The 20,181-nt window shown below is 70.2% G+C and carries 19 protein-coding genes; 11 read left to right on the plus strand and 8 right to left on the minus strand.

Features of this window, described 5'->3' with window-relative positions; all coding sequences use genetic code 11:
- Positions 1-84: 84 nt before the first annotated feature.
- Positions 85-1,335, minus strand: a complete 1,251-nt coding sequence (locus SLW52_RS18890; RefSeq protein WP_320740916.1) for a hypothetical protein — start codon at positions 1,333-1,335, stop codon at positions 85-87.
- Positions 1,336-1,524: 189 nt separating this feature from the next.
- Between SLW52_RS18890 and SLW52_RS18895 the strand changes: the two genes are divergently transcribed.
- The 10 genes from SLW52_RS18895 to SLW52_RS18940 all read left to right on the plus strand — a co-directional run bounded on the left by SLW52_RS18895 (position 1,525) and on the right by SLW52_RS18940 (position 10,643).
- Positions 1,525-1,851 carry a YerC/YecD family TrpR-related protein gene (locus SLW52_RS18895; protein WP_152236964.1) on the plus strand — a complete coding sequence of 109 codons (327 nt, stop codon included), beginning with the start codon at positions 1,525-1,527 and terminating at the stop codon, positions 1,849-1,851.
- Between the two features lie 9 nt (positions 1,852-1,860).
- On the plus strand, positions 1,861-2,775 hold the full coding sequence (gene hisG, locus SLW52_RS18900; protein ID WP_267103780.1) for an ATP phosphoribosyltransferase: 915 nt from the start codon (positions 1,861-1,863) through the stop codon (positions 2,773-2,775).
- Entirely contained in the window at positions 2,772-4,067 is a 1,296-nt protein-coding gene (hisD, locus tag SLW52_RS18905) for a histidinol dehydrogenase (protein WP_295907363.1), read from the plus strand. The genes hisG and hisD overlap by 4 nt, the downstream gene beginning before the upstream one ends.
- Positions 4,064-5,164: a histidinol-phosphate transaminase gene (hisC, locus tag SLW52_RS18910; RefSeq protein ID WP_267084355.1), complete on the plus strand. Its 1,101-nt coding sequence runs from the start codon at positions 4,064-4,066 to the stop codon at positions 5,162-5,164. The genes hisD and hisC overlap by 4 nt, the downstream gene beginning before the upstream one ends.
- On the plus strand, positions 5,161-6,234 hold the full coding sequence (hisB, locus tag SLW52_RS18915) for a bifunctional histidinol-phosphatase/imidazoleglycerol-phosphate dehydratase HisB (RefSeq protein WP_267084356.1): 1,074 nt from the start codon (positions 5,161-5,163) through the stop codon (positions 6,232-6,234). The genes hisC and hisB overlap by 4 nt, the downstream gene beginning before the upstream one ends.
- A 31-nt stretch (positions 6,235-6,265) precedes the next feature.
- Entirely contained in the window at positions 6,266-6,868 is a 603-nt protein-coding gene (gene hisH, locus SLW52_RS18920; RefSeq protein ID WP_017913325.1) for an imidazole glycerol phosphate synthase subunit HisH, read from the plus strand.
- Positions 6,865-7,599: a 1-(5-phosphoribosyl)-5-[(5-phosphoribosylamino)methylideneamino]imidazole-4-carboxamide isomerase gene (gene hisA, locus SLW52_RS18925; protein WP_017913326.1), complete on the plus strand. Its 735-nt coding sequence runs from the start codon at positions 6,865-6,867 to the stop codon at positions 7,597-7,599. The genes hisH and hisA overlap by 4 nt, the downstream gene beginning before the upstream one ends.
- Positions 7,593-8,369, plus strand: a complete 777-nt coding sequence (gene hisF / locus SLW52_RS18930; RefSeq protein WP_267084357.1) for an imidazole glycerol phosphate synthase subunit HisF — start codon at positions 7,593-7,595, stop codon at positions 8,367-8,369. Before hisA ends, hisF begins: the two co-directional genes overlap by 7 nt.
- Positions 8,359-8,982, plus strand: a complete 624-nt coding sequence (hisIE, locus tag SLW52_RS18935) for a bifunctional phosphoribosyl-AMP cyclohydrolase/phosphoribosyl-ATP diphosphatase HisIE (protein ID WP_267103451.1) — start codon at positions 8,359-8,361, stop codon at positions 8,980-8,982. Before hisF ends, hisIE begins: the two co-directional genes overlap by 11 nt.
- A gap of 77 nt (positions 8,983-9,059) precedes the next feature.
- Positions 9,060-10,643, plus strand: a complete 1,584-nt coding sequence (locus SLW52_RS18940; RefSeq protein WP_267120938.1) for a calcineurin-like phosphoesterase family protein — start codon at positions 9,060-9,062, stop codon at positions 10,641-10,643.
- Between the two features lie 559 nt (positions 10,644-11,202).
- Here the strand turns inward: SLW52_RS18940 and SLW52_RS18945 are convergent.
- From SLW52_RS18945 to SLW52_RS18970, 6 genes are all read right to left on the minus strand, one after another.
- On the minus strand, positions 11,203-12,282 hold the full coding sequence (locus SLW52_RS18945) for a C13 family peptidase (RefSeq protein ID WP_320740915.1): 1,080 nt from the start codon (positions 12,280-12,282) through the stop codon (positions 11,203-11,205).
- Between the two features lie 34 nt (positions 12,283-12,316).
- A complete protein-coding gene (gene mtnC, locus SLW52_RS18950; protein ID WP_320740914.1) occupies positions 12,317-13,015 on the minus strand; it encodes an acireductone synthase in 699 nt (232 codons plus the stop codon).
- 3 nt (positions 13,016-13,018) lie between these two features.
- The gene (locus SLW52_RS18955; RefSeq protein WP_017907269.1) at positions 13,019-13,585 is read right to left on the minus strand and encodes an acireductone dioxygenase; all 567 of its coding nucleotides are present in this window, start codon (positions 13,583-13,585) and stop codon (positions 13,019-13,021) included.
- A 94-nt stretch (positions 13,586-13,679) separates the two neighbouring features.
- The gene (locus tag SLW52_RS18960; protein WP_295929910.1) at positions 13,680-14,321 is read right to left on the minus strand and encodes a methylthioribulose 1-phosphate dehydratase; all 642 of its coding nucleotides are present in this window, start codon (positions 14,319-14,321) and stop codon (positions 13,680-13,682) included.
- Positions 14,322-14,765: 444 nt separating this feature from the next.
- On the minus strand, positions 14,766-16,199 hold the full coding sequence (locus SLW52_RS18965; protein ID WP_010341826.1) for an amino acid permease: 1,434 nt from the start codon (positions 16,197-16,199) through the stop codon (positions 14,766-14,768).
- A gap of 85 nt (positions 16,200-16,284) precedes the next feature.
- Positions 16,285-17,757 (minus strand): amino acid permease, encoded by a 1,473-nt coding sequence (locus tag SLW52_RS18970; protein WP_043091917.1) that lies wholly within the window; start codon positions 17,755-17,757, stop codon positions 16,285-16,287.
- Between the two features lie 169 nt (positions 17,758-17,926).
- Between SLW52_RS18970 and SLW52_RS18975 the strand changes: the two genes are divergently transcribed.
- Entirely contained in the window at positions 17,927-18,508 is a 582-nt protein-coding gene (locus tag SLW52_RS18975) for an NUDIX hydrolase (protein ID WP_320740913.1), read from the plus strand.
- A 222-nt stretch (positions 18,509-18,730) separates the two neighbouring features.
- Here the strand turns inward: SLW52_RS18975 and serA are convergent, their stop codons facing one another.
- Positions 18,731-19,972, minus strand: coding sequence for a phosphoglycerate dehydrogenase (serA, locus tag SLW52_RS18980; RefSeq protein WP_043091919.1), 1,242 nt, complete (start codon positions 19,970-19,972; stop codon positions 18,731-18,733).
- Positions 19,973-20,181 lie beyond the last annotated feature (209 nt).

A 20,181-nucleotide genomic window follows, 5' to 3' on the forward strand; every position in this document is an offset into this window, starting at 1 on the left:
CTGTGCGAGATCTTCGTGGGAGCGGCTTCAGCCGCGACCGGCACGGCCGGTAACCCCGGCCACGGCCGATCCCAAAAACGCTAACTACAGCAGGCCCGCACCCTGCAGCATCGCCTTGAGCGCACGCCGTTGCGCGCCATCGTCCGCCGGCCAGCCCTGCACTTGCGCGACGACCTTGCCGTCGCGCACCAGGAAGAACGTCGGCATGCGCCATTCGCGCGGCAACAGGGGCCATTCCTCCACGTCGTAGAGCGGATGCAGCGGCGTCTGCGGCTGCGCCTGGTTCCAGGCGCGCAGCGCCTCCAGGTCCTCGCTGCCGGGCGGCAGGGTCAGCCACAGCGCGTGGCGGCGGAACGCAGGGCCCAGTTCGGGATCGGCGGCGATGGCGCGTGCTGCGTCGGCGGCGAAATGGCAGCCGGCGGCGACCAGGATCTGAGGTGGCCCCAGATCGATCCGCTGCCGGTGCAGCGTGCGCCCATCGGGTTCCAGCGACCACAGCGTCGGCCCCTGCGCCGCCGCGCCCAGGCGGTCCTCGAAGCGCAGCCAATGCGGCCAGTCGGCGCTGCCGCCATCGGCCAGCAGGCGCCGTGCGTCTTCCACGCGATGCGCGAGCAGCAGCGCGTTGCCGGCGTCGTCCACCTGCGCCGCGCTGGCCTGGCCGCGGCGCCGCAACTGCGCCAACACCTGCAGTTGCGTGTCCAGCCCCGCGGGGGTGGGGCGCAGCGCGTAGGTCGCGACGACGGCCCGATACAGAAGATCCAGCGCGGCCGCGTCCGATTGCGCGATGGCGGCGGGGTCGAATGCTTCGGGCAGGGCGCTGCGCACTGCGGGCCAGGGATCGCGTCCAGTGCGACCGAGGCCGTCCAGATTCCGGTTGTAGCCGTTGTAGCGACGCTCCAGGTCGCCGATCGCGGCGGTGGGCTCGTTGGCGCGCGGTTGCGTCGCCCAGTGCGGCAAGCTTTCCGCGTAGCGCTCGACCCCGAACAGCGCCAGCAGCGCCCGGCCCTGCGTGCGGGTCAGCTGCGGCAGGTCCTGCGCATCGAATCCACCCAGGCCATTGCGGCCGAACACCAGGCCGTCGAGGAAGCGTTCGCGGGCGCCGGGCGTGAGCGCGTCCAGCGGCGTGCGTTGGCCGGCGTGGGCGCGGAGGTAGGCCTTGAGCTGGGCGGCGGAGCGGATCGGCAGTTGCTCCACAGTGGCCGCGGTGTCGGCGTTTGCGGCCCCCTGGGCGGGAGGCGCCGGCGGCGGCTGCGCCGCTGCCGACATCGCCATGCACAGGACAAGGGCGGCAAAACACGCAGTGCGCATGCGGTACTCCAGAGCGGCGGCGGTCATCGCCGATCCTAGCGGTCGCCGGGCGATCCTTCCATCCGCCACAGGAGGCGTCTGCGCGCAGCGTGAGACCGGATCGCGGCAACGCGCACGGCGCCAGAACGCGCAACAGGATGGCCCGGAGGCTGAATGCCAGGTCGCTGCGACCCGTGCAAGCTTGACCTTGTAATAGCGTGCTATTACATTAGCGCAATGAAACAACGTCCCGTCCCTGCAGCAGACCGCGACAGCGACGCCTCGTTCAAGGCGTTGGCGCGCACCCTGGCCCAGCTCGGCAAGCCGCAGGAAGTGGCGGCGTTCCTGCAGGACCTGTGCACGCCGGCCGAGCTGGAGGCGATGGCGGACCGCTGGCGGGTGGTGCCGCTGCTGCTCAAGGGCGTGCCGTACCGCGAGATCCACGACCTGACCCAGGTCAGCGTCACCACCATCGGCCGTGTCGCACGGACCCTGGAATACGGCGCCGGCGGCTATGCCGCGGCGCTGCGCCGGCAGACGGCGCGCCCCTCCGATTCCCACTGAGATGTCCTGATGAGTGCTTCCCTGGCAGCACCGGCGCGCGACCGGCTGCGTATCGCGATCCAGAAAAGCGGCCGCCTGGCCGAGCCGGCCCGTGCGGTGCTGGCCGCCTGCGGGCTGAGCTGGCGCGAGAGCCGCGACAAGCTGTTCTGCTACGGCGAATCGTTGCCGGTGGACCTGCTGCTGGTGCGCGACGACGATATTCCCGGGCTGATCGCCGACGGCGTGTGCGACTTCGGCATCGTCGGCCGCAACGAACTCGAAGAGCAGGCCGGCGAGCGCCGCCGCAATGGCCTGACGGAGGCCTATCGTGCCCTGCGCGGGCTCAACTTCGGGCAGTGCCGGCTGATGCTGGCGGTGCCGGACAGTTGGGAGTGGAGCGGCCCGCAGCAGGTGCAGGGGCTGCGCATCGCCACCAGCTACCCGGCGGTGCTGGCCGACTGGCTGGACGCGCGTGGCATCGCCGCGCAGGTGGTGGAGCTGTCCGGCTCGGTGGAGATCGCGCCGCGCCTGGGCACCGCCGACCTGATCTGCGATCTGGTCTCCAGTGGCGCCACCCTGGCCGCCAACCAGCTCAAGCCGGTGGAGACGCTGCTGGAGAGCGAGGCGGTGCTGGCCGGTCCGGTCCGCGAACCGGCCGATGCCCGCGCCGGCCTGGCGGCGATGCTGCTGCGCCGGCTCGACGGCGTGCTCAAGCTGCGCGACAGCAAGCTGCTGATGTTCCGCGCCGCGCGCGAACGCGTCGCCGACCTGGCGCGGCTGCTGCCCGACGCCGAACCGCTGGTGCAACTGCCCGGCGATGCCGATGGCCCGCTGCAGCTGCAGACCATGTGCCACGGTGCGATCACCTGGCAGCGCATGGAGGAACTGGAGCGCGCAGGTGCGCAGGGCTTGATGGTGTTGACGGTGGAGCGGTCGCTGGCATGAATCGTTTGGAATGGAGCGCGCTCGACGCGCAGGAACGCACCCAGGCGCTGACCCGGCCGGTGCAGCGCGTGGCCGAGCAGACCCGCAACGCGGTGGCTCAGGTGCTCAATGAGGTGCGCAGCCGCGGCGACGGCGCGCTGCGTGAGCTCACCGCGCGTTTCGATGGCGTGGTGCTGGAGACCTTCGAAGTGAGCGCCGCCGAGTTCGCCGCCGCCGAGGCGGCGGTGCCGGCGCCGCTGCGCGCGGCGATGGCCGAGGCGGCGGCGCGGATCGATACCTTCCACCGCGCCGGCATGGCGCAGCCGTACGCGGTGGAGACCGCGCCGGGCGTGGTCTGCGAGCGCGTGGTGCGGCCGATCGGTCGGGTCGGCCTGTACGTGCCGGCCGGCAGCGCGCCGCTGCCGTCGACCGCGCTGATGCTGTGCGTGCCGGCGGCGCTGGCCGGTTGTCGCGAGGTGGTGGTGTGCACGCCGCCGCGCGCCGACGGCTCGGCCGACCCGGCGGTGCTGGTCGCGGCGACGCTGTGCGGCGTCGACCGGGTGTTCAAGCTCGGCGGCGCCCAGGCGATCGCGGCGATGGGCTTCGGCACCGAGACCGTGCCGTCCTGCGACAAGCTGTTCGGCCCGGGCAACAGCTACGTCACCGAGGCCAAGCAGCAAATCGCGCAGGCCGGCGCGGCGGCGATCGACATGCCGGCCGGCCCCTCCGAAGTGCTGGTGATCGCCGACGCCGGCGCCGATGCGGCCTTCGTGGCCGCCGACCTGCTGTCGCAGGCCGAGCACGGCCCCGATTCGCAGGTGCTGCTGCTGTCCGACAGCGCCGCGCTGATCGAGGCGGTCGAGAACGAACTGGAGCGGCAGCTGGCGACGCTGCCGCGCGCGGCGATCGCCCGGCAGGCGCTAGCCGCGTCGCGGCTGATCCGCGTCGACACGCTGGATGACGCCTTCGACATCAGCAACCGCTACGCCCCGGAACACCTGATCCTGGCGCTGCGCGCGCCGCGCGACTGGCTGGACCGCGTCGAGGCTGCCGGCTCGGTGTTCCTGGGCGACTACACTCCAGAGGCGCTGGGCGATTACTGCAGCGGTACCAACCACGTGCTGCCGACCAGCGGCGCGGCGCGTGCCTACAGCGGCGTGAGCGTGGCCAGCTTCCAGAACTTCGTCAGCGTGCAGAGCGCCAGCGCGGCCGGCATCGCCGCGATCGGCGGTTGCGCGGTGTTGATGGCGCGCGCCGAAGGCCTGGACGCGCACGCCAACGCGGTGGCGCTGCGCATGGAGAAGGCGGCATGAGCCAGACTCCAGACGCACGCGCCGTGCTGGCGCTGGTCCGCCCGGACCTGCGCGAGTTCGCCGGCTATTCGTCCGCGCGCAGCAGTGCGCTGCAGGGCGAGATCTGGCTCAATGCCAACGAGTCGGCCTGGGCCAACGCCGCCGATGGCGACGCCGGCAATCGCCGCTATCCCGACCCGCAGCCGCCGGCGCTGCGCGCCGCATTGGCGCAGCTGTACGCCTGCACCCCGGAACAGGTGCTGCTCGGCCGTGGCAGCGACGAGGCCATCGACCTGCTGCTGCGCGCCCTGTGCGAGCCGGGCCGCGACGCCATCGTCATCACCCCGCCGGTGTTCGGCATGTACGCGGTGTGCGCGCGGCTGCAGAACGCGCGCGTGGTCGAGGTGCCGCTGCGCGATACCGCCGAAGGCCTGCTGACCGACGTGGACGCAGTGGTGGACGCCGCATTGAGCCAGATGGCCAAGCTGGTGTTCCTGTGTTCGCCGGGCAACCCCGGCGGTGCGGCGATCGCCCTGGCCGACATCGATCGCGCCGCCGAGCGTCTGCAAGGACGTGCGGTGCTGGTGGTGGACGAAGCCTATGGCGAGTTTTCCGACGAAGCCTCGGCCACCAGCTTGCTTGCGCGCCATGCCAACCTGGCGGTGCTGCGCACGCTGTCCAAGGCGCACGCCCTGGCGGCGGCGCGGATCGGCTGCGTGATCGCCGATCCAGCGCTGATCGCGGTGCTGCGGCGCTGCCAGGCGCCGTATCCGATTCCGGCGCCGTGCACGCAACTGGCGCTGGCCGCGCTGCAGCCCGAACCGCTGCGGCAGACCGCGGCGCGGGTGCAGGAGGTGCGGGCAGAGCGTGCGCGGATGCAGGCGGCGCTGGCGGCGTTGCCGGGCGTGCGCCAGGTGTATCCGTCGCAGGGCAATTTCCTGTTGCTGCGCTGCGACGACGCCGAGGGCGCGTTCCAGGCGCTGTTGGCGGCCGGGGTTGTGGTGCGCGACCAGCGCGCCGCGCCGGGCCTGGGCGATGCGCTGCGCATCACCCTGGGCACGCCGGCGCAGAACCAGCGCGTGCTCGGCGCCTTGCAGGCGTGGAGGGCGGCGGCATGACCCCGATCCTGTTCGTGGACCGCGACGGCACCTTGATCGAGGAGCCGGCCGATTTCCAGATCGACGCCTACGAGAAGCTGCGCTTCGTGCAGGGCGTGATCCCGGCGATGCTCAAGCTGCGCGACGCCGGCTACCAGTTCGTCATCGTCACCAACCAGGACGGCCTCGGCAGCGAGGCCTACCCGCAGGCCGCCTTCGACGGCCCCAACGACCTGATGCTGCAGATCTTCGCCAGCCAGGGCATCGTGTTCCGCGAGGTGCTGGTCGACCGCAGCTGGCCGGCCGACAATGCGCCCACGCGCAAGCCCGGCATCGGCCTGATGCTGCCGTACCTGCAGGACCGCAGCATCGACTGGGCGCGCTCGGCGATGGTCGGCGACCGCGTCACCGACATCCAGTTCGCCGAGAACCTGCGCATCCGCGGCTTCCAGTTGCGTACCGCCCAGTTCGGCGGCGAGTGGGACTGGGCCGGCATCGCCCACGAGCTGGCCGATGCGCCGCGGCGTGCGCGGGTGCAGCGCGACACCAAGGAAACCCGCATCGCGGTGGAGCTGGACCTGGACCTGGCGCGCGACCCGCACTGCGCCACCGGCCTGCCGTTCTTCGATCACATGCTCGAGCAGATCGGCAAGCATGGCGGTTTCGCCCTGGACGTGCGTGCCGACGGCGACCTGCACATCGACGAACACCACACCATCGAGGACACCGGTCTGGCCTTGGGCCAGGCGTTGCGTCAGGCGCTGGGCGACAAGCGCGGCATCGGCCGCTACGGCTTCACCCTGCCGATGGACGAGACCCTGGCCAGCGCCGCGCTGGATTTCAGCGGGCGCCCGTACTTCGTGTTCGAAGGCGAGTTCAAGCGCGAGCGGGTCGGCGACATGCCCACCGAACTGGTACCGCACTTCTTCCGCTCGCTGTGCGATGCGGCCGGGCTGAACCTGCACCTGAGCGTGCGCGGCGACAACGACCACCACAAGGTCGAGGCCTGCTTCAAGGCGCTGGCCCGCGCCTTGCGCCAGGCGCTGAAGCGCGAGGGTGCGGCGCTGCCCTCGACCAAGGGCGTGCTGTGAATCGGCGCGTCGTGGACACGCGGAGGGTGCGATGAGCACGGTGGCCTTGATCGACGCCGGCGGCGCCAACCTCGGTTCGGTGCGCTATGCGCTGCAGCGGCTCGGCGTGGAGCCGCGGCTGGTGCGCGACGCGGCCGGTCTGCAGGGCGCGGAGCGGGTGATCCTGCCGGGCGTGGGGGCGGCGCCGCATGCGATGGCGCGGCTGCGCGAGCAGGGCCTGCTCGAGCCACTGCGCGCGCTGCAGGTGCCGCTGATCGGCATCTGCCTGGGCATGCAGTTGCTGTTCGAGCATTCCGAGGAGGGCGATGTCGATTGCCTGGGCCTGCTGACCGGCGTGGTCCGGCGCATGCCGCCGGCGCTGGGCATCCGCGTGCCGCACATGGGCTGGAACCGGCTGTTGCCGCTGCGCCCGTCGTCGTTGCTGGCGGGCGTGCCGGACGGTGCCAGCGCCTATTTCGTGCACGGCTATGCCGCACCGGTCACAGGCGACACTGTTGCCGCCTGCGATCATGGCGGTCTGTTCACCGCGGTGGTGCAGCATGGTCGCCGCTGCGGCGCGCAATTCCATCCCGAGCGCTCCGCCGACACCGGCGCGCGCATCCTGCGCAACTTCCTCGAGACCGATTTCCCATGAGCTTCGTCGTCTATCCCGCCCTGGACATCCGCGACGGCCGCGTGGTGCGGTTGGCGCAGGGCGACTACGCCCGCGAGACCCACTACGGCGACGATCCGCTGCGCCGCGCGCAGGCCTTCGCCGAGGCCGGTGCGCAGTGGATGCACCTGGTCGATCTGGATGCGGCCCGCGCCGGCGGTTATACCCTGGCACCGCTGCTGCAGCGGATCCGCAACGAGACCGGGCTGCAGGTGCAGACCGGCGGCGGCGTGCGCTCGCGCGCCGACGTGCAGCGCCTGCTCGATGCCGGCGCCAGCCGCGTGGTGATCGGCTCGCTGGCGGTACGCGACCGCGAGTCGGTGTTGGAGTGGCTGGCCGAATTCGGTCCTGAGCGCATTACCGTGGCGCTGGACAGCCGCCAGGACGCGCACGGCGTCTGGCGCTTGCCCGTGCATGGCTGGACCGAAACGTCCTCGCTGAGCCTGGACGCGCTGGCCGGCGAGTACGCCGCGGCCGGGCTGATCCACCTGCTGTGCACCGACATCGCCCGCGACGGCATGCTGTCCGGGCCGAACCTGGCGCTTTACGCGCACCTGCGGCAGCTCGCGCCGGCGTTGGCGGTGCAGGCCTCCGGCGGCATCCGCAACGCTGCCGATGTGCGTGGCGCGCGCGAGGCCGGCTGCGCCGGTGCCGTGCTCGGCAAGGCCTTGCTGGAAGGGCGGCTGCGCCTGGACGAGGCGCTGGCGTGCTGAGCCGGCGCATCATCCCGTGCCTGGACGTGCGCGAAGGGCGCGTGGTCAAAGGCGTGAAGTTCCGCGACCACGTGGACATGGGCGACATCGCCGAACTGGCGTTGCGCTACCGCGACCAGGGCGCCGACGAACTGGTGTTCTACGACATCGGCGCCAGCCCGGAAGGACGCTCGGTGGACTACGCCTGGGTCGAGAAGGTGGCGCGGTTGCTGGACATCCCGTTCTGCGTGGCCGGCGGCATCCGCGACGTCGCCACTGCGCGCGCAGTGTTGCACGCCGGCGCCGACAAGATCTCGATCAATTCGCCGGCACTGGAGCGGCCGGCACTGATCGCCGAGCTGGCCGAGGCCTTCGGCGTGCAGTGCGTGGTGGTCGGCATCGATTCGATCCGCGAGGACGACGGCCAATGGCGCGTGCGCCGCTTCACCGGCGATCCCAGCAAGACCCAGGCGCTGCGCATGCGCACCCTGGACTGGGTGGTGGAGGCGCAGCGCCTGGGCGCCGGCGAGATCGTGCTCAACTGCATGGACAGCGACGGCGTGCGCCGCGGCTACGACATCGCCCAACTGCACGAGGTGCGCGCCCTGTGCAAGGTGCCGCTGGTGGCGTCCGGCGGCGCCGGCGAGATGCAGCACTTCGCCGACGTGTTCGAGCGTGCCGACGTCGACGGCGCGCTGGCCGCCAGCGTCTTCCACAGCGGCGCGATCGCCATTCCCGAACTCAAGCGCTTCCTGCGCCAACGACAGATCGAGGTGCGCGATGGCGCATGAACACTCCCACGACGCGGACCCCGCCGATGCGGCGCTGGACTGGGCGAAGGGCGACGGCCTGCTGCCCGTAGTGGTGCAGGATGCCGCGACCCTGCGTGTGCTGATGCTGGGCTATATGAATCAGGAGGCGCTGGCGCAGACGCGCCGCAGCGGCCAGGTCACCTTCTACAGCCGCAGCAAGCAGCGGCTGTGGACCAAGGGCGAAAGCTCCGACAACGTGCTGGACGTGGTGGCGATCGACACCGATTGCGACCGCGACACCCTGCTGGTGCTGGCGCATCCGCGCGGGCCGACCTGCCACCTCGGCCGCGACAGCTGCTTCCCGCAGGCGCCGGGCCAGTTCCTGGGCGCGCTCGACCGGCTGGTCGCGCAACGCGAGCGCGAACGGCCTGCGGGCAGCTACACCACGCAGCTGTTCGAGAAGGGCACGCGACGCATCGCGCAGAAAGTGGGCGAGGAGGGCGTGGAGACCGCACTGGCCGGCGTCGCCCAGGGCGACGAGGACCTGCTCGGCGAGTCCGCCGATCTGCTCTACCACCTGACCGTGCTGCTGCGCGCACGCGGCCTGGGCCTGGCCGACGCGGTGGCTGTGCTGGAGGCGCGGCACCGCTGAGTCTGTCCGGCGCGGTCATCGCCGTGTCGATGTCGTTGGCTACAATCGGAGGCCCTCGGCTTCTCCGGATGTTCCGCATGCTGCGCACCGTCGTCCTTGCCTGCCTGTTGGCCGCCGCCGCTCCCGCCGTGGCGCAGACCGCGACGATCAGCGGCAGCGTCTACCAGGAACGCGATAACGCCCCGGGCCGCGGCCCGGGCGATACCGGCGTCGCCGGCGTGCAGGTGTCCGACGGTGTGCACATCGTCCGCACCGACGCGCAGGGCCGCTACCGCCTGCAGGTGGAGCCCGGCCGCACGGTGTTCGTGATCAAGCCCGACGGCTACAGCTTCGCCAGCGCCGGCAACGGCCTGCCGGACTACTGGCGGCACTACGCGCCCGCCGGCTCGCCCGCGCTCAAGTATCCGGGCATCGCGCCCACCCGCGGCGCCACCGACCACTGGGACTTCGCGTTGCGCGCGCAGCCCAAGGCCGACAGCACCGAGGTGCTGGTGTTCGCCGATACCCAGACCGCATCGATGACCGATGTCGGCTACTACGCCCGCGACATCGTCGCGCCCTTGCGCGGCAAGACCCACGCGCGCATCGGCACCACCCTGGGCGACGTGGTCAGCGACGACCTGTCGCTGTATCCGGCGCTGAATGCGGAAACCGCCAAGCTCGGCGTGCCGTGGTTCCATGTGCCGGGCAACCACGACCTCAACTTCGATGCGACCGACGACGTCGATTCGCTGTCGAGCTGGCGTGCGGTCTACGGTCCCGACACCTACGCGGTGGAAGAGGGTGGCGCCAGCTTCGTGTTCCTGGACGACGTGGTCTACCAGCCGACGCAGCAGCCCAAGTACATCGGCGGCCTGCGCGCGGACCAGTTCGCGTTCCTGCAGGCCTACCTGGCCAGCTTGCCCAAGGAGCGGCTGGTGGTGCTGGGCCTGCACATCCCGCTGTTCGATGCGGCGCCCGGCAAGGAGACCTTCCGCCATGCCGATCGCGCGCGGCTGTTCGCGCTGCTGCAGGCGTTCCCGCACGTGCTGGTGCTCAGCGGCCACAGCCACACCCAACGCCACTATTACCATGGTGCCGACGAGGGCTGGCACGGCGCGCAGCCGCTGCACGAATACAACGTCGGCGCGGCCTGCGGCGCGTTCTGGTCCGGGGTCAAGGATGCCGAGGGCATTCCCGCCGCGACCATGGCCGACGGCACCCCGAACGGCTATGCACTGCTGACCGTGCGCCGCGACGGCGGCTATGCGCTGGCCTACCACGCCGCGCGTGCCGCCGACGACACCCAGATCGGCCTGCATGCGCCGAAGGTATTGCGCCGCGGTGCCTATCCGGCCTGGGGCGTGTACGCGAACGTGTACATGGGCGAGGACGACACGCGCGTCGAGTACCGCGTGGACGACGGCGCCTGGAAGCCGATGCAGCGGGTCGAACAGCCGGACCCGACCCTGCTCGCCGAGAACGCGCGCGACGATGCCGCCGACGCGTTGCGCGGCTACGATCGGTCGCCGGAAGCGATTCCCTCGCAACACCTGTGGCGCGGCGCCTTGCCGACCGATCTGAGCGTGGGTGCGCACCGCATCGAGGTCCGCGCGTTCGACCGCTGGCGCGGCGAGCAGCACGCCAGCGGCAGCTATCGATTGCAGGACGCGAGCCCTTGATCAGATTGCGGTGGTCGGTGACGGCCGGCAGATACGTGCGCAGCGATGCTGCGTGCCCGGTCACCGTCACTGTCGCGACAGAGCTTTAGTCGCCATGCGTCCCAGGCGTCGGGGCTGAAGCCCCTCCCACAGGGCGCCGATCAGCGCCTCGCAGCGTCGGGCCCACGTAGGAGCGGCTTCAGCCGCGACAAGCGCGGTAAGACGGTCGCGCCATCCACCGCCAACGGCAAGAGGCTCGCGCTCCACACGCGCCACACCGAACCCCAGAAACAAAAAAACCTCCACGAAGGAGGCCTACAAAACCAAATGATCCTGGCTGGCGAGCGAAGGCTGGCGGGCGGTCGGATCGGGGGCGCAGCTGGCTGGCGAAACGCGGGCTGGCTTGCTGCGGGAGGCATTCTAGCGAGCGCTCACACGTCGCGATCGAACGCGAATCACTCTCATCTTTTCGGCCTGCTACACGGGGTCGGGCTTACGCGGTCGAGGGCAGGAGCGGCCGGCAAACACGCGAGTGCGCGCGACGTCGCATACAGTCGACCCCGCGTCCTGCGCGGTTGCGTCACCGCGCCGGCGTGCGCTTCGTCGCCGGTGCCGAGTCCTGCGCGCGCGTCGGTGCGACGGGTGCAGCCGCTGCGCCGGGCTCGCCAGTCTGCTCGCCATCGGCCGCATCCGCCGCGTCGTCCGCATCGGATTCCGGATACGGATAGACCGGTGCGGCGGCGTTCGGCAACTGCGCGCGCCAGTGCTGCAGCCAGCTGCCGATGCGCGCGCCCACGTACAGCTGCGGATACGACGGCGCCTCGCCTTCGGCCTGCTCGCGTGCGCTGATCTCGGCACTGGCCAGGCGATAGCTGTCGACCAGATCGGTGGTGCGCGTCAGCGCGTCGATCAGCCAGGCGCGGCCGAAATAGGTGGCGCTGGCGGTGTTGCCGCAGCCGAACGAGGGCCGGTCGCGACGCGCGGCGGTGATGACCAGGGTGTCGGCGGTCTTCAGCGCCGGCACGAACCCGCCGGAGTAGCAGGCCGAAATCACGATGATGCGGTTGCGGATGCCGGTGTCGTCGAGCAGGCGGCGCAGTTCCTGCGGGGTGATGGTGTCGTACTCGGCATCCTCGCCGGGGCCGAACTGCAGATACAGCTCGTGCTGCTCGGTGCCGTGGCTGGTCAGGAACAGCAGCAGCGCGTCCTCGCGCTTGTCCATCAGCTTGCCGATGCGGTCCAGCGTATCGGCCAGGTTGTCGTAGGACGCCTGCGGCGCGTAGGCGTGCGCGCCGAGATTGTCGCCGTGGTTGATCAGGGTGGCGATGCGGCCAGCGGCGCCAAAGCGCTGCGTGAACATCTGCCGCAGGTACAGCACTTCGTTGCGGAACACGTCCTCGCTGGCGTCGCCGGCGAAGCCGACCACGTACAGGTCGGGGACGCCCGGGCGCTGAGGCTGCAGCGATCCCAGCGCCTGGCGCAGCTGCGCCTGGTCGACCGGATCCTGCGCCGCCTCGTCCTGCGCGGTGTCGGCCGCGCCGGCCGGCATGGCGCCGGCATCGGAATGGCAGGCGGGCAGCGCCAGCGCCAGCAGCGCGGCCGGCAGCAGTCGGCGCCGCAGCACGGCCAACGGGCGCCGCAACGCCGTCAGGGCGGCCATCAAGGCAGCGACAGGCCTGCGCATGCGCGGGGACTCAGAAGCCCAGGTCGGCGAAGCTCTCCGCGCGGTGGTGGCCGTTGCAGGCCTCGCCCTGGCGCGGTTGCGGGTAATCGTCGCGGCGGTCGATCAGCACCGTGTCCAGGCCGGCGGCGCGGGCCGCATCCAGTTCGGCGACCACGTCGGACAGGAACACGATCTGCGCCGGCGCCACGCCGATCGCCTCGGCGATGCGCGCGTAGCTGGGCTGCTCGCGCTTGCCGCCGATCTCGGTATCGAACCAGCCGGAGAACAGCGCGCGAAGGTCGCCGGCGTCGCTATGGCCGAAGAACAGCTTCTGCGCCGGTACCGAGCCGGACGAATACACGTACAGCGCGCGGCCGTCGGCATGCCAGCGGCGCAGCGCCGGCGCGGCATCGGGATAGATGTGCGCGGTGAAGTCGGCATCGCGGTAGCCGGCTTCCCAGATCATGCCCTGCAGCGCCTTCAGCGCGGTGTGCTTGCGGTCCTCGTCGATCCAGCCCTGCAGGGTCTCCACGATCACCGCATCGGTGCAGATGCCGCCGCATTCGCTGGCGACCGCATCCAGCCATTGCCGCACCTGCGGCTGCTGGCCGTGCTCGCGCACGAAGCCGGGCAGGGCGCGGCGCGCATAGGGGAACAGCACGTCCTTGACGAAGGAGATGCTGCTGGTGGTGCCTTCGATGTCGGTGAGGACGACGCGCGGATCGGTCATCGCTCAGTGCGCCTCGCCACGCAGCTTCGCCTCGTAGCGCGGGAAGCGCTGGGCGATGTCGGTGCCGGTGAAGTGGCCGACCCAGCCGTCCGGCTCGGTGAAGAAGCGGATCGCGACGAAGCGCGGCTCCGGCCCCATGTCGAACCAGTGGTGGGTGCCGTCGGGCACGGCGATCAGGTCGTCCTGCACGCACTCGATCTCGTAGACCTTGCCGTCCACGTGCAGGGTGAACAGGCCGGAGCCGGCGACGAAAAAGCGCACCTCGTCTTCCTTGTGGAAGTGCTCGTCGAGGAACTTCTTGCGCATCTCCTCGCGCTGCGGGTTGTCTGGGGCGATGCTGACCACGTCCACGGTCTTGAAGCCGTTGGCGGCGACCAGGCGGTCGATGTCGGCCTTGTAGGCAGCCATGACCGCGTCCGGCGAGGCGCCGGGCTCGATCGGCTGGTTGGCCTGCCAGCGCTCGAAGGTGACGCCGATCTTGCGCAGTTCGGCGGCGATCGCGTCGCCATCGCGGCTGTCGAACAGCGGCGCGTCGGGAGTGGTGTCGGCGAAGATGCGGAGTCGGCTCATGGCGGCGGGCGAAAGCGTCAGTGGGGACGAAAAGGGTAGCAGGTGCGCGGCCGGCGGCCGTTGCGGCGCTGGAACGCTGTCGCGCCGCGGCGGATCAGCCGGCGGCGCGCAGTTTGCGCAGCTCCAGCTCGCAGTGCAGCAGGAACTCGAAGGCTTCGAGGTGGCGGCGCGCTTCGGCCATGTCGCGGCCCCAGGCGTACAGGCCGTGGCCGTCGATCAGGTAGCCCCACAGCGGCGTGCGATCGAGCAGGGCGTCGACCTGCGCGGCCAGCACGGTCATGTCCTGGGTGTTGGCGAACACCGGCAGGTCCACCGCGGTCTCGTGGGTCTGGTTGCCGTGCAGCGCCTTCAGCAGCTCGTAGCCTTCCAGGCGGATCTGGCCCTGCGGGGCGTACAGGCGCGAGGCGATGGTCTGCACCGGCGAGTGCGTGTGCAGAATGCAGCCGACCTCGGGGAAGCGCCGGTACAGCTGAGTGTGCAGCAGGGTCTCGGCGGACGGGCGCAGCGGCCGGCCGACGGCCTGGCCGTCGAAGTCCACCACCATGATGTCGTCCTCCACCAGCCGGCCCTTGTCGCCACCGGAGACGGTGATCGCGGCATGGCGATCGTCCAGGCGGTGCGAGAAGTTGCTGCTGGTGGCGGGCGTCCAGCCGGCCTGCGAGAGCTCGCGGATGTTGTCGATCAGCAGGTGCGCCAGCGTGCGCAGGCGCTCGGAATCGTAGGGCAGTGCGTTCATGCGCGTAGTGTAGGGCTTGGGGGTTGGATTGGGATGACAGGTGGCTGGATCCAAGCGCATCTGCTCATGCCGTACCCTCAAGCCGACCCGTCTCAAGACGGGTCACGAGCGGTCGGACGCTCGCCCCAACCCCTCTCCCGGAGGGAGAGGGGCTACGGCTTTTCCTTCTCCCCTTGGGAGAAGGTGCCCCGCAGGGGCGGATGAGGGTCCGAGCGAAGCCTCGTGCTGCCAGATGGGCGCAGCGCTTCGCGCGCCGTACCCTCACCCCAACCCCTCTCCCGAGGGGAGAGGGGCTCTGGCTTGTTCTTTCTCCGGTCGGGAGTAAGGTGCCCCGCAGGGGCGGATGAGGGTCCGGGCGAAGCCTCGTGCTGCCAGATGGGTGCGGCGCTTCGCGCGCCGTACCCTCACCCCAACCCCTCTCCCGATGGGAAAGGGGCTCTGCGCTCAGCCTTGGCTGCCGCGCAGGCGGCTGTGGCGGTAGCCGTAGCCGAAGTAGATCGCCAGGCCGATCACCGTCCAGCCGGCCATCAGCATCCAGTTGTGCGCGGTCATCGCCGACAGCAGCGCCAGGCAGCTGAGCACGCCGGCGATGCAGATCGGCCAGGCGAACGGGATGCGGAACGGCCGCGGCAGGTCCGGCTGGGTGCGGCGCAGGATCAGCACGCCGGCGCAGACCGCGGCGAAGGCGATCAGGGTGCCCATCGAGGTCAGTTCGCCCAGCACGTCCAGCGGGAACAGCGCCGCCAGCAGGGCGATGCCGATGCCGGTGATCACCGTGTTGACGTGCGGGGTGCGGTAGGTCGGGTGGATCTTGGTGAACACCGGCGGCAGCAGGCCGTCGCGGGCGATGATCATGAAGATGCGCGGTTGGCCGATGATCATCACCAGCACCACCGAGGACAGGCCGATCAGCGCGCCGACCTCCACCACCACGCGCAGCCAGCCCAGTTGCGGATGCGCGGCGACCGCGGTCACCACCGGCTCGTCGGTGCCCAGTTGCGCGAACGGCACCAGCCCGGTCATCACCGCGGCCATGGCGATGTACAGCACGGTGCAGATCACCAGCGACAGGATCATGCCGATCGGCAGGTCGCGCTGCGGCCGGTGCGATTCCTGCGCCGCCACCGACACCGCCTCGAAGCCGATGTAGGCGAAGAACACCATCGCCGCGCCACGCAGCACGCCATCCATGCCGTACTTGCCCGGGCCTTCGTTGGCCGGGATGAACGGGTGCCAGTTGGCCGGGTCCACGTACTTCCAGCCGGCGGCGATGACCAGCACGATCAGGCCGCTCTTCAGCACCACCATCGCCATGTTCATCGCTGAGGACTTGCGGATGCCGACGTAGCACAGCCAGGTCAGCAGCAGCACGATGCCGGCGGCAGGCAGGTTGGCGATCGCGCCGGTGGGCTGCAGCTTGCCGTCCAGCGGCGCGTTGACCAGGGCCGCGGGCAGATGGATGTTGAAGTGGTCGAGCAGGCTCAGGAAATAGCCGGTCCAGCTGACCGCCACCGCCGAGGCCGACACGCCGTACTCCAGCACCAGCATCCAGCCGATGAACCAGGCCGCCAGTTCGCCGAAGGTGGCGTAGGTGTAGGTGTAGGCGCTGCCGGAGACCGGCACCATCGCCGCGAACTCGGCGTAGGCCAGCGCGCAGAACGCGCAGCACACCGCGGCCAGCACGAACGAGAGCATGATCGCAGGCCCGGCGTGGTTGGCCGCGGCCTGCCCGGTGATGACGAAGATGCCGCCGCCGATCACCGCGCCGATGCCCAGCGCGGTCAGGCCCCAGGGGCCCAGCGCGCGTTGCAGGCCTAGCCCGCCGGCGTCCTCGTGGCTGGCATGGGGGTGTTTGGTGGCCAAGAGTTGTTTGAGCATCGAGCGGTTCCAGCCGGGCGCGGCGTGCGAGGAAGAGGGGGCGAACGCGAAGACCGGCGCGGACGCCGGTCTTCGGAGGAGCGGATCAGGCCTTGGTGGCCAGGCGGCTGTTGCGGATGCCGTAGAAGAAGTAGATGCACAGGCCGATCAGGGTCCAGCCGACGAACACCTTCCAGTGTTCCTGGAATGCCTGGAAGAACAGGCCCACGCAGAACAGCGCGCCCAGTGGGCACACCGCCCAGAACAGCGGCACCCGGAACGGGCGCGGCAGATCCGGACGGGTGAAGCGCAGCACCATCACGCCGACGCAGACCGTGGCGAAGGCCAGCAGGGTGCCCATCGACACCAGTTCGCCCAGCACGTCCAGCGGGATCAGCCCGGCCAGCAGCGCCGCGAGCACGCCGACCACCACGGTGCCGACGTAGGGGGTGTGGAAACGGCGATGGACCTTGCCGAACAGCTTCGGCAGCAGGCCGTCGCGCGCCATGGTGTAGAAGATGCGCGGCTGCGCCATCAGCATCACCAGCACCACCGAGGACAGGCCGGCGATGGCGCCGATCTCGACGAAGGTTTTCAGCCAGGCCAGCTGCGGATAGTGCTCCAGCGCAGTGGCCACCGGCTTGGCGGTGCCGAGCTGGGTGTAGGGCAGCAGGCCGGTCAGCACCGCGCAGACGATGATGTAGATGACGGTGCAGATGGCCAGCGACACCAGGATGCCGATCGGCATGTTCTTCTGCGGGTCCTTGGTCTCGCCGGCGGAGGTGGAGACCGCATCGAAGCCGATATAGGAGAAGAACACGATGGAGGCGGCGCGGAAGATGCCGCTCCAGCCGAACTCGCCCGGGCCGGTGTTTTCCGGGATGAACGGATGCCAGTTGTCCGGGTTGATGTAGAAGATGCCGACGCCGACGAACAGGCAGATCACCAGCACCTTGATCGCCACCACGATGGCGTTGACGAAGGCCGATTGAGTGACGCCGACGTAGCACAGCGTGCTGACCGCGGCCACGATCAGCACCGCCGGCAGGTTGACGAGGTTGCCCGAGGCCACGAACGCATGGCCGGTCCAGGTGAGCGGCGCGCTGGCCAGTTCCGCGGGGAAGGGCAGGCCGAGGGTGCCGGTGACGAAGCTGATCAGATAGGCCGACCAGCCCACCGCGACGCTGGAGCCGGCGAACAGGTATTCCAGCACCAGGCACCAGCCGATGAACCAGGCCACGCCTTCGCCGAGCGTGGCGTAGGAGTACGAGTAGGCGCTGCCCGAGACCGGCAGCATCGCCGCGAATTCGGCATAGCACAGGCCGGCGAAGGCGCAGGCCAGGCCGGCGAACACGAACGAGAGCATCACCGCCGGGCCGGCATGATTGGCCGCTGCCTGGCCGGTGAGCACGAAGATGCCGGCGCCGATCACCGCGCCGATGCCGAGCAGGATCAGGTGTCTGGCGGTGAGGGTGCGTTTGAGGGTGGCTTCGCCCTCCAGACTGCCTTCGAACGGTTCGCCGGCATCGACGTGACCGGCCGGTTCGATCGGCTTGACCCTCAGCAAAGACTTGAGCATTCGGTGCATCCCCAGGTGGCGGTACGGGGCAAGCGGCCCCGGCAATGGCGAAGCGCCGGGCCCGCAGCGGGCGACGCAAGCGTCGTACCATGCCAAAGCCGGCCGGCCGCCACAAGCCGCGCTGCACCGTGGACGGCGATAATGGCCGCCCCCGAATGCGAGAACGCCGATGCCGGAGTCGTCCCTACGCCAGCAGTTGCAGGCCCATGCCGGGCGGTGCCCGGACCAGGCCGAGGTCGCCGCGCAGTTCCTGGCCTTGCTCGACGATGCCGCCGATCCGTTCGTGCGCGCCCGCCTGGACGGCCATTTCACCGGCTCGGCCTGGCTGGTCAGCGCCGACGGCACGCGCACCTTGCTGACCCATCACCGCAAGCTGCAGCGCTGGCTGCAACTGGGCGGCCACGCCGACGGCGACCGCGATCTGGCGCGGGTGGCCTTGAAGGAGGCCGAGGAAGAATCGGGGCTGCCCGGCCTGGCACTGGAGGATGGCGCGATCTTCGACCTGGACCGGCACTGGATTCCCGCCCGCGGCGAGGTGCCGGGGCACTGGCATTACGACGCACGCTACGTGGTCCGCGCCGGCGCCGATGAAGCCTTCGCGGTCAGCGAAGAATCGCTGGCGTTGGCCTGGCGCCCGATCGCCGAATTGTTGGATGAAGCGGACCTGGATCCGTCGCTGCGGCGCATGGCGCAGAAGTGGTTGAAGCGCCGCGCATCAGCCCCTCTCCCCCCGGGAGAGGGGTTGGGGTGAGGGTCGGGCGCGAAGCGCATGCGGTGTTTCAGCTGCACGAGGCTGCGCCCGTACCCTCATCCGCCCCTTCGGGGCACCTTCTCCCAAAAAGGGGGCCATGGTCCCGGCGGGAGAAGGGAAATGCATAGCCCCTCTCCCTCCGGGAGAGGGGTTGGGGTGAGGGTACGGGCGCGCAGCGCCCCCACGAATCCCCAATCCCCAATCCCCAATCCCCAATCCTCGCTAATAAAGAATGCGCGTCCGCAACGTCCCCGCCACCTGCGCCAGTTCCTCCTTCAGCACCGCCGCCTGCTCCTCGCTGGCGCCGACGTCGATCACCACGTAGCCGACCTTGGGGTCGGTGCGCAGGAACTGGCCGTCGATGTTGACGTTGTGGCGCGAGAACAGTTCGTTGATCTGCGACAGCACGCCCGGCACGTTGCGGTGGATGTGCAGCAGGCGCAGGCTCTCGGCGTGCTCGGGCAGGGTCACCTCGGGGAAGTTCACCGCCGACAGGGTGCTGCCGTTGTCGCTGTAGCGCACCAGCTTGGCCGCCACTTCCACGCCGATGTTGTCCTGCGCTTCCAGCGTGCTGCCGCCGACGTGCGGGGTCAGGATCACGTTGTCGTGCGCGGCCAGCGGCGATTCGAACAGGTCGCCGTTGCCCTTGGGTTCAATCGGGAACACGTCCACCGCGGCGCCGCCGATGTGGCCGCTGCGCAGCGCCGCGTCCAGGGCGTCGATGTCGATCACCGTGCCGCGCGAGGCGTTGATCAGGTGCGCGCCCGGCTTCATCTGCGCCAGCTGCGTGGCGCCGATCATGTCGCGGGTGGCCGCGGTTTCCGGCACGTGCAGGGTGACCACATCCGAGCGCGCCAGCAGGTCGTCCAGGTCGGTGGCGGTGCGGGCGTTGCCCAGCGACAGCTTGGTCTCGATGTCGTGGAAGATCACCTGCATGCCCAGCGCCTCGGCCAGCACGCCGACCTGGGTGCCGATATGCCCGTAGCCGACGATGCCCAGCACCTTGCCGCGGGTCTCGTGGCTGCCGGCGGCCGACTTCGACCAGCCGCCGCGGTGGCATTCGGCGTTCTTCTGCGGAATGCCGCGCAACAGCAAGATGGCCTCGGCGATCACCAGCTCGGCGACGCTGCGGGTGTTGGAGTAGGGCGCATTGAACACCGGGATGCCGGCCAGTTCCGCGGCGTCCAGGTCGACCTGGTTGGTGCCGATGCAGAAGCAGCCGACCGCGATCAGGCGCTTGGCGTGGGCCAGCACCTCGGCGCTGAGCTGGGTGCGCGAGCGGATGCCGACGATGTGCGCCTCGGCGATGCGCTGCTTGAGCTCGTCTTCCGGCAGCGACTTGGCGTGCAGTTCGATCTGCGAGTAGCCGGCCGCGCGGAACACGTCGACGGCGGTCTGGCTGATGCCTTCGAGCAGCAGCACGCGGATATCCTGCTTCGGAAACGAGGTCTTCTTGGGCGACATTGCGGCGAGGGAGCGATGGCCAACGGGCCGGTCACTATGCCAGATGGCTCCGCGCTTTGGTGCGCCGCAATAGGATGCCGGGAGGCCGTGGATGCAACGCCGGTGGACGGTTTCAGGTGCATCGATTGGCGGCGGCCGGTGGGGGATTCGGCAGTGGAGATGGGGGATTCGCAGAAGCAGCGACCTGCTGGCAGCGAACTGGACGCCGT

It is taken from the genome of Xanthomonas sp. LF02-5, assembly GCF_034105325.1.
Lineage (GTDB): Bacteria > Pseudomonadota > Gammaproteobacteria > Xanthomonadales > Xanthomonadaceae > Xanthomonas_A > Xanthomonas_A sontii.

What these genes read in the sequence shown, in the direction of transcription:
- SLW52_RS18890 (WP_320740916.1), bottom strand. Translation starts at nt 1,335, where the DNA reads ATGACCGCCGCCGCTCTGGAGTACCGCATGCGCACTGCGTGTTTTGCC.
- SLW52_RS18895 (WP_152236964.1), top strand. Translation starts at nt 1,525, where the DNA reads ATGAAACAACGTCCCGTCCCTGCAGCAGACCGCGACAGCGACGCCTCG.
- hisG (WP_267103780.1), top strand. Translation starts at nt 1,861, where the DNA reads ATGAGTGCTTCCCTGGCAGCACCGGCGCGCGACCGGCTGCGTATCGCG.
- hisD (WP_295907363.1), top strand. Translation starts at nt 2,772, where the DNA reads ATGAATCGTTTGGAATGGAGCGCGCTCGACGCGCAGGAACGCACCCAG.
- hisC (WP_267084355.1), top strand. Translation starts at nt 4,064, where the DNA reads ATGAGCCAGACTCCAGACGCACGCGCCGTGCTGGCGCTGGTCCGCCCG.
- hisB (WP_267084356.1), top strand. Translation starts at nt 5,161, where the DNA reads ATGACCCCGATCCTGTTCGTGGACCGCGACGGCACCTTGATCGAGGAG.
- hisH (WP_017913325.1), top strand. Translation starts at nt 6,266, where the DNA reads ATGAGCACGGTGGCCTTGATCGACGCCGGCGGCGCCAACCTCGGTTCG.
- hisA (WP_017913326.1), top strand. Translation starts at nt 6,865, where the DNA reads ATGAGCTTCGTCGTCTATCCCGCCCTGGACATCCGCGACGGCCGCGTG.
- hisIE (WP_267103451.1), top strand. Translation starts at nt 8,359, where the DNA reads ATGGCGCATGAACACTCCCACGACGCGGACCCCGCCGATGCGGCGCTG.
- SLW52_RS18940 (WP_267120938.1), top strand. Translation starts at nt 9,060, where the DNA reads ATGCTGCGCACCGTCGTCCTTGCCTGCCTGTTGGCCGCCGCCGCTCCC.
- SLW52_RS18945 (WP_320740915.1), bottom strand. Translation starts at nt 12,282, where the DNA reads ATGGCCGCCCTGACGGCGTTGCGGCGCCCGTTGGCCGTGCTGCGGCGC.
- mtnC (WP_320740914.1), bottom strand. Translation starts at nt 13,015, where the DNA reads ATGACCGATCCGCGCGTCGTCCTCACCGACATCGAAGGCACCACCAGC.
- SLW52_RS18955 (WP_017907269.1), bottom strand. Translation starts at nt 13,585, where the DNA reads ATGAGCCGACTCCGCATCTTCGCCGACACCACTCCCGACGCGCCGCTG.
- SLW52_RS18960 (WP_295929910.1), bottom strand. Translation starts at nt 14,321, where the DNA reads ATGAACGCACTGCCCTACGATTCCGAGCGCCTGCGCACGCTGGCGCAC.
- SLW52_RS18965 (WP_010341826.1), bottom strand. Translation starts at nt 16,199, where the DNA reads ATGCTCAAACAACTCTTGGCCACCAAACACCCCCATGCCAGCCACGAG.
- SLW52_RS18970 (WP_043091917.1), bottom strand. Translation starts at nt 17,757, where the DNA reads ATGCTCAAGTCTTTGCTGAGGGTCAAGCCGATCGAACCGGCCGGTCAC.
- SLW52_RS18975 (WP_320740913.1), top strand. Translation starts at nt 17,927, where the DNA reads ATGCCGGAGTCGTCCCTACGCCAGCAGTTGCAGGCCCATGCCGGGCGG.
- serA (WP_043091919.1), bottom strand. Translation starts at nt 19,972, where the DNA reads ATGTCGCCCAAGAAGACCTCGTTTCCGAAGCAGGATATCCGCGTGCTG.